A 17460-nucleotide genomic window follows, 5' to 3' on the forward strand; every position below is an offset into this window, starting at 1 on the left:
GGTGAAATTAATGTGCAGGATCGGGGTAATTGGGGGAGTGGACACGGTTGGGCTGGGGTGACACAAGTCTTATGGAATTGTACGGTCAAAAGTGCTGCAGTACAACAGCCCTGGACTTCTGGGCAAAATTTTGCCATAGGCGTAAAGGGAGAGAAAGTAGCTGGAAGATTGAAAAATAGAAACGCTGGTTATTGGGAAAATCAAAACCGGATAATGTCGATCGGCTCGCTTTATGAGCAACAATTAAAAGATCGATTAAAGTGATTCTTGTTCGTGTTTATTCAATGGAATGATTATTTTTATCATCCATTTCAATTATATACCTTATGATGCCACTACGTGTTTTTGTGCGCTGTTTTTGCTGTGCTTTAGCGTTAATTTCTGTTTTGCATGCGCAGGAAAAAAACTATCGTTTTTTACACTTGGATGTCAATGAAGGTTTGTCTCAGGGCAGCGTTTTCGCTATTGCTCAAGATTATTTGGGTTTTATGTGGATCGGTACCCGTGATGGCTTAAATAAGTACGACGCCAGAAAGTTTACGATTTACCGCAGCAATCCACAAGATAGCCTTTCCTTAGAGCACAACTTTATTCAAGCGATTACGGAAGATAACAAAAGGCGGCTTTGGATAGGGACAATGACAGGACTGAATTTATACAATCGTGCGTCAGACAATTTCATCCGTATACCCTTACCTACTGTGGAGAGTAGCAGTGGAAAAATGGATGTCAACGTTCATCAGATTTTTCAGGATTCCAAGGGCAAGATTTGGATTGCGACAAATATAGGCTTGTATAAGATTAAAGAGGGCCGGCATCTCGAAGCGGAATTGGTCTTCAATGAGATTACCGTTGAAAGAAGCCAGGGAAAAGAATACTATCGTAATTTTCGAACCGTGTATGAGGATCGCAGAAAGCGATTGTGGTTTTGTACTGATGATGCCATTGTACTCATGCAGGCCGCATCGAAAGATGGAAATAGTTTAAAGGTTCTACGGACTTACTTCAAAGAGAAATCAGTAGATAATAAAGTTAATCAACGGTTTCAGGCCGTATTGGAGGTTAGTCCAGGTATATTCTGGGTAGGCACGAAATATAATGGGATTCGGATTATCAATGAGCATACAGGAGAAATATCCTCGTTAACTGAAGCGGGCAATCATACAGGTTTGGCCAGTCAAGATGTACGGTCCTTAAAAAAAACAGTTGATGGAAAGATTTGGATCGGAACATTCAATGGCCTATATGTTTATCAAAATGGAAAACTGCTTTTTATTCAGGCAGACGATGGAAATCCCAATAGCTTAAGCAATAATTCCATTCGTCCTATATTTCAAGATAAGAGGGGATCTATTTGGATCGGAACCTATTTTGGAGGGGTCAATATCTATGACAAGGATATTCCCAATTTTCAGAATTTTACCCATCAAGCTAAACGCAATAGCTTAAGTTACAATGTGGTGAGCGCTTTTGTTGAAAATGGAATGGGAGAACTTGTAATCGGAACTGAGGGTGGAGGATTGAATTATTTTAATCGGCGTACGAATTCGTTTTTTAGTGAACGTCACGATAAAAATAACCTGAATGGCCTAAGTCATAACAATGTGAAGTCCATCTGTCTAGATAAGGGAGGGAACTTATGGGTAGGTACCTATGACGGTGGATTGAATTTAAGACGAAAGGGGCAACAAGGCTATGAACATTTTCGTTTCGATCCCAATGTAAGTAATGGCCTGGCAAACAATAATGTCTATGCAATCTTAGAGGATCGCAATGGCGATATTTGGATTGGCACGTTCGGTGGCGGACTACAGGTGCTTCGTAAAAACCAGAAAGTGGGATCTTTCCAGACATTTGATGTTGCAGGAAAGCAATTGAGCTCCAATATGGTGCGCGCTTTGCTAGAGGATTCAAAAGGTAATCTATGGATCGGTACTTCCAATGGGTTAAATCTAAAACTAGCCGGTACCGATAAATTTGTTTCCTTTCTAAATGACAAGAAAGATTCTCTTTCAATTAGCGGAAATGATATTGTGAGTATCCATGAAGATCGAAAAGGACAGATTTGGATCGGTACCTATATGGGTGGGCTCAATCGCTATCTTCCGGAGAAGAAAGCGTTCAAAAGGTTCAATGAACGAAATGGATTGCCGATCAACAATGTTTTTGCGATGCTGAGTGATCTGAAAAACAAATTGTGGTTGAGCACAAATACAGGAATTTCTTGTTTCGATCCTCTATCTGGTCACGTACGCACCTATACGAAGACCGATGGTCTTCCTGGCAACGAATATATTCAAAACGCAGCAGCAATGTTGCGGGACGGAAAACTTGCCTTTGGAAGTTTCTCAGGCTTCACCCTATTTAATCCGGATAGTTTAAGTGTCAATAATTATATTCCCCCCATTCAGTTTACGGAGCTGAAATTATTCAATAAAACAGTTCTCCCAGGTATTGATGCTGTTATTCCCAAAGATATATCCATGATGGATGAATTGATACTTGATCATAATCAGAATGTTTTTAGTCTGGAATTCAGTGTATTGAATTATGTTCATCCGGAGAAAAATCAATACGCGTATTATCTAAAAGGCTTTGATCAAGACTGGAATTATGTGAGCAATCCCGTGGCTACGTATACCAATTTAGACCCTGGTACCTACGAGCTTTGGGTAAAGGGGGCTAACAACGATGGGGTATGGAACGAAAAGGCAACGGTTTTGAAGATTAAAGTGCTGCCAGCACCCTGGAAGACATGGTGGGCCTATAGCGGCTATTTTCTTCTTTTTGCTGCGGCCAGTTTTTTGGTTATCCGATTTTTTCACGGTCGGAATAAATTGAAACAGGACCTTTTGATTCGGCAAATAGATTCGGAAAAACAGGAGGAGCTCCATGAAGCAAAACTGAATTTCTTTACCAATATCTCCCATGAGTTCCGTACGCCATTGTCATTGATTATCGGACCATTAAATCAATTAAAAGGCGATCGATCGCTTTCAGCGTATGCACAGGAGCACCTTGGTTATGCGACGAGAAATGCCGATCGGTTGATGAACCTGGTCAATCAGCTGCTTGATTTCAGAAAACATGAAGGTGGAAAGATGAAATTGTTTTGCCAAAAGGTTCATCTTGCTACGTATTTGGAAAACATTCGCCAGAATTTTCACTTTATTGCCGAGAAAAATAATATTCAGTTTTTCCTGGATAATAAGGTAAGTCCTGATTATGTTGCCGCTTTAGATCCGGAACAATTTGAAAAAGTCCTTGTCAATTTGATTTATAATGCGTTTAAATTTACGGACAATGGGGGTAAAATAAAGATACAGGTTGAGCTAGAAGGAGAAGGCGATTTGGAGAAATTGCTTGTTTCCGTTTGGGATTCCGGGCGTGGAATCCCACCAAAAGATATCCCTTTTGTATTTGAACAATTTTATCAGGCCAATACAAAAGGCTTGTCGGCTACCAATGGTGGAATAGGTTTGGCGCTTTGCCGTTCCATTATACAGTTGCACGGTGGAAAACTCACTGTTGAAAGCAATATGGCACAGGAAACGGTAGACTTCAATACGGTATTTCGGATCAACCTGCCCCAGGGGGCTGTCGTCATCGAAGAGCTACTGGTCTTAGCGGATACTGCAGGGACGATGGGCTCGGACCCAACGGATGCCGGTGTGCCAGCGATGGATGTTACAAAAACAGCAATTGATCGTCCCACAGCAGATGAAGATAAACCCATCATACTTGTTGCCGAGGACAATGTGGAGCTGCGCTGTTTTCTATGTGAAAATTTACGGAAAAAATATATTGTTTTAGAAGCTAATGATGGAATTGAGGCCTTGGAATTGGTACAAACAAGACAGCCCGATATTATCATTTCAGATGTAACGATGCCCAACTGCGACGGAATCACACTTTTGCAGCAGATTAAAAATGATAGCAGTTCAAATCATATTCCTGTGATTCTTTTGACAGCCCGTACAGCTGATCCTTATATCACAGAGGCGTTTGAAATCGGTACAGATGATTACATTACCAAACCCTTCAGTATGCCGCACCTCATTCAGAAAATCTCTAATATCATACAGACGCGGAAACGTCTGGAAGAAAAATTTGTACAGCATTATCTTCTTGGAGCGGAGGGGACAGATCTGCCCGAAAGAACTCGTTTCTTGGATCAGGTATTGAAGATTGTTGAAGAAAATCTGGGCTGCGAAGATTTTGGGGTACAGGATCTTACCAAAGCCATCGGTGTGAGCCGCTCTGTTTTGTACCGCAAGATTAAGCAACAAACGGGACTGAATTTGGTTGAATTTATTAATATGGTCCGTCTCAAGAAAGCAGCCTATATTTTGGTGAATGATACGGGTTTGAGTATCAGTGAGGTGGCTTATCAGGTCGGGTTCAGTGATCCAAAATATTTTAGCAAAACATTTAAGAAATTCTATAAGGAGAGTCCACGTACCTATGTTGAAAAATTCGGTGTCAAGGAAAACAGCAATTAATACGAATAAGCCGGAGTCTTCCTGAGTCGGTCAGCATCAGCAGCCCGGAAAGCAGACTGAAGGTTTTTTTGTTCAAAAAAAAAGGTTTTCAAACGGGGAGAATGAAAACCTTAAATAACCAATTATAAACCTAAATTATGATGCTACAAATATAGTTGTTTTTAATACTATTTAAAAATAATTCAACTTTTAAGTATTGTTTTGTAGTTGTCCAGCTACAGGTTAATATTGCCTTGTCGCTGGAAGAACCTGGGCATAGCTTACAGGCTTTTGACCAACTTATGAATAAGGGATAGCGTGACCAATCCCAAGAGCGCAAATATGCCATAACCTAATCCAATCTGAAACTGCGAAGAGGGGTTTACCAAGCTTACGGTGATGTAACTGAGTGAAGAGGTTAGCAGGTAGGTAATTCCGCCAACCAGTCCGCCGGCGATACCTGCCGACAAAGGAAACCTACCCAAACAGTAGCTGAAATAATTGTTAAAAATAAATCCTGCAGTACAATGTACAGCAAATGCGAAAAATGTTAATGTATAGAGGTTTGACAGATAAGGTGAAACCATCAGCATACATAAAATCAGGCTAATCTGAATGAAGTTGGCAATTCTCAACTTTGGAACCAAGGCTCTTTTAATAAGGGCTTTACCAATAAAACCACCACACATCCAAGCTAAGCCCATAATTAGCGAGGTATAGCCGGTTGTAATCGCACTATAGCCCAGTTGATGTTCAATAAAAAAGGGACCACTGAGATTGTAGAACATGACAAGACCGTAGGATATACCGCACATGACTATACCGAACGTAAAATCATTGCTTTTAAGCATCATTTTAAATTCGCCAATCAGGTAGTTGATATGGAGTGGTTTCTTCTGTTTGATTGTTTCGCCAGAAAAGATCAGTTCAAGGATGAAAAGTACAGCACTGTAAACGGCCAGAACCATAAAGTTAGAACGCCAACCAAATTGTGTCTGAAGGTAGCCGCCAATAAAAGGAGCGACAATCGGCCCGATTGACCAGACGATGGTCATAATGCTGAGGTAGTGCTTGCGCTGTTCACCTTCGTAGACATCCACAAAATAGGCTCTTTTTGAGATGACCACAAATGCCGATAAGATGCCCTGTAGGATACGCATCAGGTAAACAACCCAAATATCTTGCGTGCTTGCTGTAATCCAGAAACTGACAATGAAAAGGAAAAGTGATATCAGGTTGATGCGATATCTTCCCCAAGCGTCAACCAACGCTCCTGTAAAGAACTGAGCAACACCATAGCTGATTAGAAAAAGCGAAAGGGTTAGCTGGATTTTGCTTTCATTCAAGCCAAGCTCCTGAGCCATTTGTGGCATCGACGGAAGATAAATATCGGTCGCAAGTCCCGTAATCGGAACAAGTGCAAATGCTAGTATCGTCGGGATAAAAGATTGCTGTGGTTTAGTGTTTTTTTCCATCCTGTAATTATTTAAATTTCGCGTCTCTATGGACGTTCATGCAGCCAGCCACTTTTTTCTATTTGACCTGCTAAATATGATGTGGACAAAAGTAGCTTCATTGCCTGTTTCGAAAGATATAGAATTCAAACAAATTATTGTGAAAATCAAACAGGCTTATTGCGGTAGGCTAAAGGTGGTATACCAGCATGTTTTTTGAAATAATTACTGAAGTTTGCCGGTTCTTCGAAACCTAAGGCATAAGCGATTTCATTGATATTCCAGCTGCTATGTTGGAGGAGGGCTTTTGCTTCCTGTGTGATGCGTAGTGCGATGAGTTCTTGTGTGGTTTTTCCTGTATTTTGTTTCAAAGCCCTGTTTAGCGAATTGACATGGATATTGAGCTGCTGTGCATAATCCGTTGCATTTTTAAAACGAAGCAAATTTTCGGTGTCAATCGGAAATTGGCGTTCCAGTAGCTCTAAGAAAAGATGGGAAATACGCTGATTGGCGTTTTGGTAAGGTGATATTCCCTCATTTGGCGCTAGTTTTAATGTTTCTAAAACGAGTAACTGCAACTGATTCCGGATAATTTCATATTTGAACGAAAAATCAGATAGCAGTTCCGCATTGATGCGCTGAAAAATGTGATTGAAAAGATCGACCTGTTCGTCCGTTAAGAAATAGACGGGGCTACCACTCGGATTGAAAAAATGGCTTTCGAGGATGTTGTGGTTGTAATGTTTGTCCTCCTGAATGAATTTTTGTGTAAAAAGACAGAACCATCCTTTTTGATCGGGATTGTCTGTTTCCCAAGAGTAGGGAACAAGCGGACTTGAAAATACAAGCGCTGGACGGTCAATAGGGATCCATTGATCGCCATAATGCAGTTGACCCTCGCCGATCATAAGGGATATTTTGAAATAATCTTTTCTATTGTACGGTGATTTTAAGGGACAATGCTCACGAGAAAATACGTTAAAATGAGAAATTTGTTCGGGCGAGGAGCCTATTGGGTAATTGGATTCTCGAAATACCCGTTGATAGAAATCAATTATATTTTCAGAAGTTGTCATGACGCAAAGTTATAAAAATCAAACCTTTTGTTGTGCGCGAGATTCCTCCCGGTCAGTCATTGATTGGTAAAATATGAACTGGAGCAAAAAGGAAGGTCCCATCACCTCGTTAGCTATGACTAGCCCGGGTGATGAGACCTTTGAGAGGGAACCGATTGTTATAAAAGGAAGCGACTATTGGGATCTAGATTTAAGAAACTCCTTGACAAATTCATCGTCGTTTAAGTCAGGGTAGTCTTTATATACACGATCAATTTCTTCTTGCTGTCCGATGGAAAGGTTTTCGTCGGGGTTCAGACACCAGATACCTTTCATCAAACCTTGTCTACGGAGCACCTCATGTAAGCCTGGTATACAGCCATGGAATGCATTTGCTGGGTCAAAAAATGCGGCATTACTGTCTGTGACAGCAATCGCTTTGCTTAGGAGATGGCTCGCATGGAGGTTATTGGGGTTCTGTTTGTATGATTTTATTTCCCGAAGGAGCTCAACGGCCTTTGCCGTCCAAACGGCCCAATGACCTAGTAAGCCACCTTTAAATTCTATGGAGACGTTTTCTCCAGCTACGGGGAAATTATACACGCTCATCAGATCGTTGACAATATTGTCATCATTGCCCGTGTACATGGCAATTTGATCTCGCCGGCTGGAGTTGGCTATAGCACGCATAACGTCTAATGTCTGGTAGCGGTTGAAGGAGGCGCACTTGATGGCGACGACGTTGTCGATTTCGGCAAACTGCTGCCAAAAGGAATAAGAGAAAATACGGCCACCAACGGCAGGTTGAAGATAGAATCCAAAAACAGGAATAATAGCTGCTATTGCTCTGACTCGATCTAATATTGCATTTTCAGTCCAGCTTTGGAGTCCGCCCATACTCAAAAGTCCGATATCATAACCGTATTGAAGTGCCGTGTTTGCCTCCTGTACCGCTTGTTCTGTGGCGCCGCAGATGCCCGCAATTCTGATAAATGGTCGTTGGAGCTCAGCTTTATCGACTTCTTCGCTGGCCCATCGCAACACGGTTTCAAAAAGATTGATCTCAGGGTCCCGGATTTCAAACTGGGTTGAATGTACAGCGACAGCGATTCCGCCCGCTCCACTGGCTATGTAATACTGGGTCAGGAGTCGTTGATTCGCTTCGTCAATGCTGCGGTCCTCATGGAGGGCGAGGGGGTGCGCCGGAATGACCGTCCCTTCCCAAAGCAACTGTTGTAATTTGTTGTCTAAAGTTTTCATTAGAATTTTCCTTTTCGTTCTTGAAAGTGCGTGTCTTTGTTCCATAGTTCGCCACCTTGGATCAACCATTTGGCTGTAATGTCTATCGCTTCCCGTATGGTTGTCTTCGGGTAGCCAAATAAACGATGGCATTCGGAAGCGTTGTTTAGTAAAGCAGTTCCGGCGGGCTCATTCACAAAGATGGGCCTAGTGTTGAAATGCTCAGCAAAGCGCTCTGCGATCCATCGTGTAGAAAGAATTTCAGGCCCCGTGACATTCAGTATTTTGGCCGGAGACTGACAGTGCAATAATGATCTTAAGGCAATTTCGTTGGCATCTCCCTGCCAGATGACATTGACGTTTTCGGTTGTCAAATCTATTGGGAGCTGCCCTTTGACCGATTTGGCAATTTCGACGAGCACACCGTAGCGAAAATCCACCGCATAATTCAATCGGTAGATCAGGGTAGGTGTACCATTTTTCTTCGAAAAATACTCGAATATGCGCTCGCGTCCCAAGCAGGATTGTGCGTATTCACCGACAGGCTCAGGAGTTCTTTCCTCGGAAACGCCGCCATTGCTTATCGGCACAAAGGGCAGTACGTTACCCGAAGAAAAAGCAACAATGTTGGAGTCTCGAAAATGAGAAGCTACCATTCCGGGAAGATAGGTGTTCATTGCCCAGGTGAAATCTTCATTTCCTGTGGTGCCGAACTTATGTCCTGCGAGGTAAATGACATTCGGAACCTGTGGAATCTTTTTGAGTTCTTCCTCATTCAGCAGCTCGCAGGCGATGGTCTCTATGCCTAGATCTTCCAGTTCCTGTTGGAGTTCCTTGGTTGAAAAACGCGAAACACCAATGACCTTTTTGTCTATTCCTGCAGCTTGAATAGCCCGCATGGCTAGTTTTGCCATGCTTGGCCCCATTTTTCCGCCAATACCTAGGAAAAGGATATCACCTTGTATCTTTTTTATATCTTCAATTAGATCTAATGATGGTGCAAGTATTTGCTGTTCCAATTCCGCTAAATTGTTATGGTCCATGTCTGAATTATTTGATTAAATTATAGAAATTACTAAAAGCAAGAAAAACGAGTAAGAGAAGTCCGAGGATTGCCCATAACCTTGTTAGTGGGCTGTTTCTGAGCGCACCCATAATTTCTTTGTCGTTTGCGATCAGAAAGAGGATAATGCCAATAAAGGGAACAAGAAAAATGGTGATGCTTTGGGCAAAAACAATAAGCTCCAAGGGGAGATTTCCGAAGATCAGTGCGATGGCAGACCCAAAAATCATGACCAAAGAAATAAAGAGTTTCACTTTGGGGTGATTGAGATTGTTGCCGAAGCCAAAGGTATCGCCCAGTAATGAACCGCCTAATACAGCATTGCCGATCAAGGAAGAAAAGGAGGCGCCGAAAAGACCGATAAAAAAGAGGTGTGAGGCGTAGCTTCCCAAAAGCGGTTCCAATGCACGGCCCATCTCAGCGGCAGAACTCAATTTGATGCCTTGCGGATGAAGGGTATTTGCAGCGCAGACCATCACGGCAGCACTCATGATCCCGAGTATAATGATGCCGATTCTGCTCCCGACTATTTGCCGTTCCGAAGTCTGCTTGTTGGACGACAGTTTTCTTCTTGACTGCACAAGATAACTTTGATAAAACGCACCCACAATCGAAAAGCAAGACGCTGTGAAAGCAATAATTAAACCCATTGATAAAGGCGGGAGGCTTGGAATAAAACCTAAGAAAAAGTCCTGTGCAGACGTCTTTGTCATTATGGCTGTGGATAAAAAAGCAAATAGCATAAGGATAATAAGTGCTAGCATCAGTTTTTCCAGTAGCGCATAGAAAGACTTGAAGAACAACAGTAAAATGCCGATGACATTAAAAACGATGATCCATATTTTGGGGTTTGTCCCCGTTGCTTCCGAAACAGAAATGGAGACCCCTGTGGCATTTCCGGATTGAAAACAGGTTGCGACAAGGAAGATTCCGAGGCCAATGATGATGGCGGTTGTTTTACCAAATTTCTGGCGAATCAAGGTAAGTAAAGATTCGTCTCTCGCAATGCCGATACGTGCCGCCATATTGGTGAAAACCATCATAAAAAAGATCGCGACGACGACAACCCATAATAGGGCGAAGCCATAATCTGCACCCATTTTTGATGTGATGGTCATTTTGCTGGGCCCGAAAACCAGGGCGGCGGTAATGATGCCGGGACCTAAGATGGATAGCCAATTTTTAAACAAAGAGGGTTTTGGCTCGAGGTTATTTTCCATGAGATTTATCGTAATGAGGTTAAATGCTGTTGGTTGATTTTAGGTGCAGAATTTCCAAAGTGTGTACGGATATAATTGGTAATTTCAATGACCTCTTCATTTTTCAGGAATGAAAAAGATGGCATTGCGCTCTCGTATTTGACCTTGGCTATTGTTTTGTCTTTCAGTCCGTGGAGGATAACCCGCAATAAAGGTGCTGGGTCGCCTTTGACAAGAGATGAATTGGCTAATGGGGGGAAGGTGTTTGTAAGTCCCTTTCCATCTGCTTTATGACAAGATGCACAATACGCTTCGTATAAGGCTTGACCACTTTTGGTCGGGGAGCTGACGGCGTTGGCTGCAACGGGCTTAATCATTGGCGCAACGGCTTTATCGGTAATGCGGAGTCGGTAGATCACGTCGTCATCGGGTTTTGGAAACCCCTTTTGTGGATTCCAGTCCCGGTTGCTTGAACAGAAATAAATGTCCCCATTGGGTAAGGTCAATACGGATCTTAGCCGGCCAAGTTGATCTTTGAATAGGATCTTCTCATCGACGATCTGCTGCCCATCGGCAGATAATTTTAGGATACGTAGAGACTGATTTTTTAACGTCGCAAGCAATAAGCTATGTTGCCATTCAGGGATAACGTTGGAACCGTAATAGGCCATACCAGATGGTGCAACGACTGGAGTCCACGATTTAATAGGTTCCTGTCTTGGGGACTTTTTGGCGATAGCTTTTTCCTTTTCCGTGTCAATCATGCCTTCGATCTGTGGCCAGCCATAATTTTTTAGCGGTTGGATCAGGTTGATTTCATCTTCGATGGCATCGCCATGTTCGGAGGTGTAAATTAAGCCTTTTGCATCATGGGTAAGTCCTTGCATGTTTCGAAATCCCCAGGCATATACATAGCTGTTTTTAATTGGATTGTCTTTGGGAATGCTCCCGTCGAGATTGAGGCGTAAGATTTTACCGTTTAATGAGCTGCTGTCTTGTGCGAAGGTATCACTTGCGGCATCTCCTGTAGCCCAATATACTTTTTTGTCTGTCGAAACAATAACTCGGGAGCCGTTATGTCCCGTGTTTCCGGGGATCTGTAAAAGCAATTTTGGGTTTGACAACTTGCCTGCCGTATTATAATCGTAGCGATATAGGTTGGAAAAAATAAGGCTATCTTTTTTGCTGGTGTAAGAAAGGTAAAGATAAGCTTGCTGCTGTTCCGGCTGATAGAGCGCCATTCCCAAGAGTCCCAGGGTGCGCTGATGGTATACGTCGGTCAGGCTGTCCACCAAAGTAACAACTTTTGTTTTTGTATCCAGTCTTCGTATACTTCCTCCGATTTCAGAAAACAGAATGGCGTTATTGACCCGGTCATATTGTAAATCCCAGGGCACATGGAGTTTTGTAGCTTCTTTGGTTAGCGCTAGTATGCTGTGCTCCAGTTGGATGTTATTTATGGGTTTACGTTCTCCTTCTGTCTCGGAAGAACAGGAAGAAAGCAGCGGGATCAGCGATACAAGCCAAATAGAGGTTTGTTTTTTCATATAGGATCTACGGTTATTCCTTTGATTTATGTGGTTAGTCAAATGTAGTTGAATAAAAATAAATATACAAAAAATAAGTTAAATTGTATACAAAAATATTTTATCGGCCTAAGGTAAATACGATTTAGTTTATAATCTGGTGGGCAAAAATGTGGTATTATAGATTTGTCACGAACTTGTTAGCAGGGCTATTTTTGTAAAAAAGTGAAAAAAATATTGAATTGTATACAAAAAATATATATTATTGTATTCACTATGATAAAGTAAAGAAGAGGAATTGCGATCGCATAGGGGTCGAAAATTATTTTTCTTAAAAAATACCAATAAACTAAAGAGCTTATAAATCATTTATTTAACCACTTTAACCTGAGTATTCATGATACTAAAGCAGATTAAAATCCGGGATGTAATAAACAGGAGTTGCCTGTTGGTAGGGCTACCTTTTATTTCGATGGCTGCATTGGCAAATGTACCTTCTTCCCCTAATAATGGAAAGATTCCGATCTCGGATGTTCTAAATCCTTCGCCGGGTTTAGCTAAATTTCAGCAGCAGCTTGTCGGGCAGGTGCTGGACGCCAAAGGGCAGCCACTGTCCGGTGTGGAAGTGCGTAACCTTAAAAATGCAACTGTTACCGTTACGGATCAAGAAGGCCGTTTTAAATTAACGGGTTCGGTTTCAGATCAGATTCAATTTCGGTTAATCGGTTTTAATACAAAAGTGGTGTCGGGGAAAGACGTGCAGGCTTTGGTGCTTGATGCGAGCGAAAATGCGCTGGATGAAGTGGTTGTGGTGGGGTATGGTAAGCAGAAAAAAGGCAACTTGACTGGTGCAGTGGCCAGTGTCAATTTTGACCAATCTACTTCAAGCCGGGGGCTTTCCAATGCCTCGCAGGCCTTACAGGGTGTTATTCCCGGTTTGGCCGTAAGTCAAAACTCAGGGATGGCCGGAAATAATGCAGCGGATCTTTTGATCCGGGGCTTGGGGACGGTCAATAGTGCTGGACCGCTGATCGTGGTCGACGGGATGCCCGATGTCAATATGAACCGTGTGAATGTGAATGATATTGAAAGTGTGACCGTGCTAAAAGATGCTTCTTCCGCTGCTGTATACGGTTCCAGAGCGGCCAACGGGGTTGTATTGATTACGACAAAGTCTGGTAAAAGAAACAGTAGGACGGCTATTTCCTTTAGTGCCAACAAATCGCTGGTGAAACCTACCCGCTCTTTTGATTTTGTTAATAATTATGCAAAAGCAATGACGGCTACGCAAAGGGCCCAGGCTTATAATACCGCTGCATCTGCATTCAATTTTAAAAATGGAACGATCGACGAATGGTTGGCTTTAAGTATGATCGACCCGAGATTGTATCCAAGTACCGATTGGTGGGATGTTATTCTTCGCAATGGTCAAAGCGGGAATTATAATGTTTCCATTAATGGGGGGACTGAAAATAACAATTACTATTTGTCTGTGGGTATGCTGGATGAGAAGGGGATACAGATCAATAATGATTTTAAACGTTATAATGCTGCATTTAACTTCGAAACAAAAGTAACCAATACCATCGGTGCTGGGGTCCGGTTCTCCGGAAATTGGTCCGATTACCGGTATAACTACGAGGATGGTATGACTGCCAACTCAACAAGTGGAATGGATTTGTTTACCTCGCCAGCAGGTATATTGCCTTATGATCCTATGACCGGTTTTTATGGTGGAGCAATGTCTTACAATGAAAGCCCGCAGGCCAATAATATTTATGCGGATTACATGACGCGCAACCAGAACCACATGAATCAAAAGCAGGCTCTGGTGAATGGTTATTTAAACTGGAAGCCGTTCAAAGGGTTTGAGGCTAAAGTGGATTATGCCCTAAATTATGACACGCGTTTTCAATGGAAGGCAGATATGCCGACAAAATTGTATAACATCCGGACAGGATTGTCTATCCGGGATCTTGTGCCAACAAATGATGGGATCTATAATACAGACCGGAACAATTACAAAACACAGCTGAACTTCAAGTTGAGTTATGATCATAAGTTCGGCGCTAATCATGATTTCTCTGCTTTGGCCGTGTATTCCGAAGAATATTGGAACAATCGTGTTTTGGCGGGTAGTCGCTTAGATCGTTTGCATCCTAGTTTACATGAAATCGATGGTGCATCTGAAGATGTACAAAATGTGTCGGGATCATCATCGGCGGAAGGTTTACGTTCTTATATCGGACGATTAAATTATACAGCCTTTGGAAAGTATATGTTTGAAGGGAACTTCCGGGTAGATGGTTCTTCGCGTTTCTTGCCGGGCGATCAATATGGTTTTTTTCCTTCCGCGGCAGTGGGGTGGCGGATCTCAGATGAGGCGTTTATGTCGGCATTTAAGGAGAAGATTAGCCTGAGTTCGGCTAAATTTAGAGCTTCTTATGGTTCATTGGGTAATAATAGTGGTGTAGGCTTGTATGAGCAGAAACAATCTTTGGTGTCCAGTCCCTACTATCTGATTGACAATAGTACAGGAACAGGGTCTGTTGTCAAGGGGTTGATCAATAAAAAACTGATCAACTATGACCTTACCTGGGAAAAGACACGTGTGTTTAATTTGGGCTTGGACCTTGGGTTCTTTAAAAATAAACTGACGGCCGAGTTGGATTACTACGAAAGAAAGACGATCGGTATGAACAGACCTTCGGATGTATCGATGCATCTGACGGGTTTATTTGCTGCTCCGCGACGCAATATCGGCGATATGATGAATAAAGGGCTGGAAGCAAATGTGACCTGGAATGATAGAAAAGGTGATGTGGGTTACATGCTGAACTTTAATGTGGGCTACAACAAGAACAAGCTATTGTCTTGGAATGAGCAGTTGCAAAGAGGTTCGGTATTTATTGATATGCCTTATAATTTTATCTATGCTTTCGAATCGTTGGGCATTGCGCAGTCTTGGCAGGATGTCTATAATGCAGTTCCTCAGGGGGCTTCTCCGGGAGATATTTTGTTGAAAGATGTCAATGGTGACGGCAAATTGGATGCGAATGACCGCGTGGCATATCCCGCTTACCAATTGGGTAGGCCAAAGGTAAATTACGGATTTAGAGGTTCTGTTGACTACAAAGGTTTTGATTTCTCTTTCCTGTTGCAGGCTGCTACCGGACGAAAAGAATTTTGGATGAACAAAGCGAATTCAAATTTTTTAGGGACGGCAAATCAGGCGATTACGGAAGATCAGTGGAATAATATGTGGAGCCTGGACAATCGCGATGCCGATTATCCTAAATTGCTTCCAAGTACATTGGGATCAACGAGTCCAAATGCATACTTGAGTACATTTTGGTTGCAAAACATGTCTTATTTAAGGGTTAAAAATCTGCAGCTTGGCTATACTTTTAAGAAAGAATTACTGATGAAGCTGGGGATCCAGAAGTTACGTGTATTCGGTTCGGTAGATAACTTGGCGGTTTTGACGAGTTTTAAAGGCTTAGATCCGGAGAAAAGTACCTATACCAATGATGCCTATCCGATGACGAAGAGTTTTGTGGTTGGACTGAATGTAGACTTATAATATTTGAACTTATGAAATCGATATATAACATCGTGTTTATTTCTTCTTTGTTGCTTCTTGGTTTATCCGCGTGCCGCAAAGATTTGTTAAATCAAAATCCAACAACAACGCCAAGCTCTGAAACGTTCTGGGTGGACGAAAATGACGCGCTTGCTGCCTTAATGGCGAACTATTCGATATTTAGACCTTGTTTTGATCGTGACTATCATTTTGATGGTCATGGTGATTACCTGAAGGTGTACAATACCGGTGCGGCGCCTATTTCATTAACGGTGAATAGTCCGATGAATTATGGTTCCGGTGCGTCGGCAATGTATAGAGCATTGTATGGATCTATATTCAGTTCCAACTTTGTGATCGAAAATACCAATGCGCGCTTGCTGCCCGTAGCAAAAACTGATGCTGTAAAACAGACCTTGGAAACAATCGTGGCGGAAGCCAAATTGCTGCGTGCCATTGCCTACTTTAGACTGATTTCCTTATGGGGCGATGTACCTTATTTTTATAAATCGGCACCGGCGCCTGCAGAGGCTGATACGGTGCGTAGAATGCCTATTGCGCAGCTGAAAGATTCCATTATGGCTGATTTAAATTACGCTGTGGACAAATTGCCGAATAAGGGGGCTGCAATTGGTCGTGCCGGTAAGCCTGCCGCGTTGGCCTTCCGTGGTAAGTTTCAATTGTACTGGGGTTCGTGGAAGAAAAATGGATGGCCCGAATTGGATGGATTTGTGCAATCTGCTGCCGACGCTAAGTCGGCCTATACGGCGGCAGCTGCGGATTTTAAGCGTGTGATCAATGATTTTGGTATCAAAATGTTTAGAAATGGTGACCCAGGTTCATGGGGTGAATTGGGGAAGGCAGATGTGCTCCCAAATTATTACTACATGTTTATACCTTCTACGGGCAACTTGAGTCAAGATGAGGAAATGGTCATGGTGCTTACCCATGGCGGTGTGGGTACAAAACAGAGTGAGGAATATCAACGTGTGTGGACTGGGCCATTGGTGTCTTTAGGGCAGAACCAAGCTATTCCGCGTTATGAATTGGCCGACCGTTATCAATCTACCATTACGGGAGATTTCTTGCCCAAGATGGTTCAGCTAGATCCAGTGAAAAATCCGGCAGCACGTACAACAGCAAATTCAGCGGTGAACCCTGAGTCGTACCGTAATCGCGATTATCGCATGAAAGCGACTTTGTTGTGGGATTATGAACTGATTATGGGTATGAGCCCTACGGAGACGACAGGTTATATTCCTTTTGTCTACAAAACTTGGGGTGCTGCGGTGACGGTTAACGGTGTCTCTTACAAAACTTCCTTCACCGATAATACCACAAATCTCTCGGGATTACAATCGCGTAAATTTGTGCGCAATTATGGTGGTGTGGCACGTAGTGACGGAAATTACAATTGGCCTTTGATGCGCATTGCAGACGTGTATCTGATGTATGCTGAAGCGACCAATGAGATTGGTGGTCCACAGGCGGATGCGATTGATTTGGTTAATAAGGTCAGGCGCCGTGGTAACTTGCCCGCGCTTGCTGGTGCTAAAACCGCTTCTCGTGATGCTTTTTTTGATGCTATAGAACAGGAAAGGATTGTAGAGTTGTTTGGTGAAGGACAGCGTGCCTTTGACCTGCGGAGATGGCGTAAACTGGAAACCGTATTTGGTAAGCCTTATGGTGATGGGAAATGGTTCCAGGATAGTTTTGGGAATAATTGGGAGCGCTTTTTCTTCAATGAGTCTGAGTTGACTTATCAAAAGTGTTATATCTATCAAATCCCGGAAACAGAACGTTCGCGGAATCCGAATTTAACACAAAATATACCTTGGAAATAAGATGGTAACACTTGAC

At 42.7% G+C, this 17460-nt stretch carries 10 protein-coding genes; 4 read left to right on the forward strand and 6 right to left on the reverse strand.

Features of this window, described 5'->3' with window-relative positions:
• Nucleotides 1-12 precede the first annotated feature (12 nt).
• Together B3600_RS21705 and B3600_RS21710 are read left to right on the forward strand one after the other, a co-directional pair.
• On the forward strand, nt 13-264 hold the full coding sequence (locus tag B3600_RS21705) for a hypothetical protein (protein ID WP_286754368.1): 252 nt from the start codon (nt 13-15) through the stop codon (nt 262-264).
• 62 nt (nt 265-326) lie between these two features.
• Entirely contained in the window at nt 327-4502 is a 4176-nt protein-coding gene (locus B3600_RS21710) for a hybrid sensor histidine kinase/response regulator transcription factor (RefSeq protein ID WP_286754369.1), read from the forward strand.
• A gap of 260 nt (nt 4503-4762) precedes the next feature.
• On the opposite strand, the gene B3600_RS21715 is transcribed toward B3600_RS21710, so the two are convergent.
• The 6 genes from B3600_RS21715 to B3600_RS21740 form a co-directional block, all read right to left on the reverse strand.
• Nucleotides 4763-5956 carry an MFS transporter gene (locus tag B3600_RS21715; protein WP_286754370.1) on the reverse strand — a complete coding sequence of 398 codons (1194 nt, stop codon included), beginning with the start codon at nt 5954-5956 and terminating at the stop codon, nt 4763-4765.
• A 146-nt stretch (nt 5957-6102) separates the two neighbouring features.
• Nucleotides 6103-7011: a helix-turn-helix domain-containing protein gene (locus B3600_RS21720; protein ID WP_286754371.1), complete on the reverse strand. Its 909-nt coding sequence runs from the start codon at nt 7009-7011 to the stop codon at nt 6103-6105.
• Nucleotides 7012-7185: 174 nt separating this feature from the next.
• Nucleotides 7186-8250: a dihydrodipicolinate synthase family protein gene (locus B3600_RS21725; protein WP_286754372.1), complete on the reverse strand. Its 1065-nt coding sequence runs from the start codon at nt 8248-8250 to the stop codon at nt 7186-7188.
• Nucleotides 8250-9272, reverse strand: a complete 1023-nt coding sequence (locus B3600_RS21730) for an NAD-dependent epimerase/dehydratase family protein (protein WP_286754373.1) — start codon at nt 9270-9272, stop codon at nt 8250-8252. Before B3600_RS21730 ends, B3600_RS21725 begins: the two co-directional genes overlap by 1 nt.
• Before the next feature lie 7 nt (nt 9273-9279).
• A complete protein-coding gene (locus tag B3600_RS21735) occupies nt 9280-10512 on the reverse strand; it encodes an Nramp family divalent metal transporter (protein WP_115048013.1) in 1233 nt (410 codons plus the stop codon).
• Nucleotides 10513-10517: 5 nt separating this feature from the next.
• Entirely contained in the window at nt 10518-12038 is a 1521-nt protein-coding gene (locus B3600_RS21740; protein ID WP_115048015.1) for a PQQ-dependent sugar dehydrogenase, read from the reverse strand.
• A gap of 376 nt (nt 12039-12414) precedes the next feature.
• On the opposite strand from B3600_RS21740, the gene B3600_RS21745 reads away from it, so the two are divergent.
• On the forward strand, nt 12415-15600 hold the full coding sequence (locus B3600_RS21745) for a SusC/RagA family TonB-linked outer membrane protein (RefSeq protein WP_115048017.1): 3186 nt from the start codon (nt 12415-12417) through the stop codon (nt 15598-15600).
• A gap of 11 nt (nt 15601-15611) precedes the next feature.
• A complete protein-coding gene (locus tag B3600_RS21750; protein WP_046675762.1) occupies nt 15612-17444 on the forward strand; it encodes a RagB/SusD family nutrient uptake outer membrane protein in 1833 nt (610 codons plus the stop codon).
• Nucleotides 17445-17460: the final 16 nt, after the last annotated feature.

The sequence above is a fragment of the Sphingobacterium sp. UBA2480 genome, from assembly GCF_002341965.1.
Lineage (GTDB): Bacteria > Bacteroidota > Bacteroidia > Sphingobacteriales > Sphingobacteriaceae > Sphingobacterium > Sphingobacterium multivorum.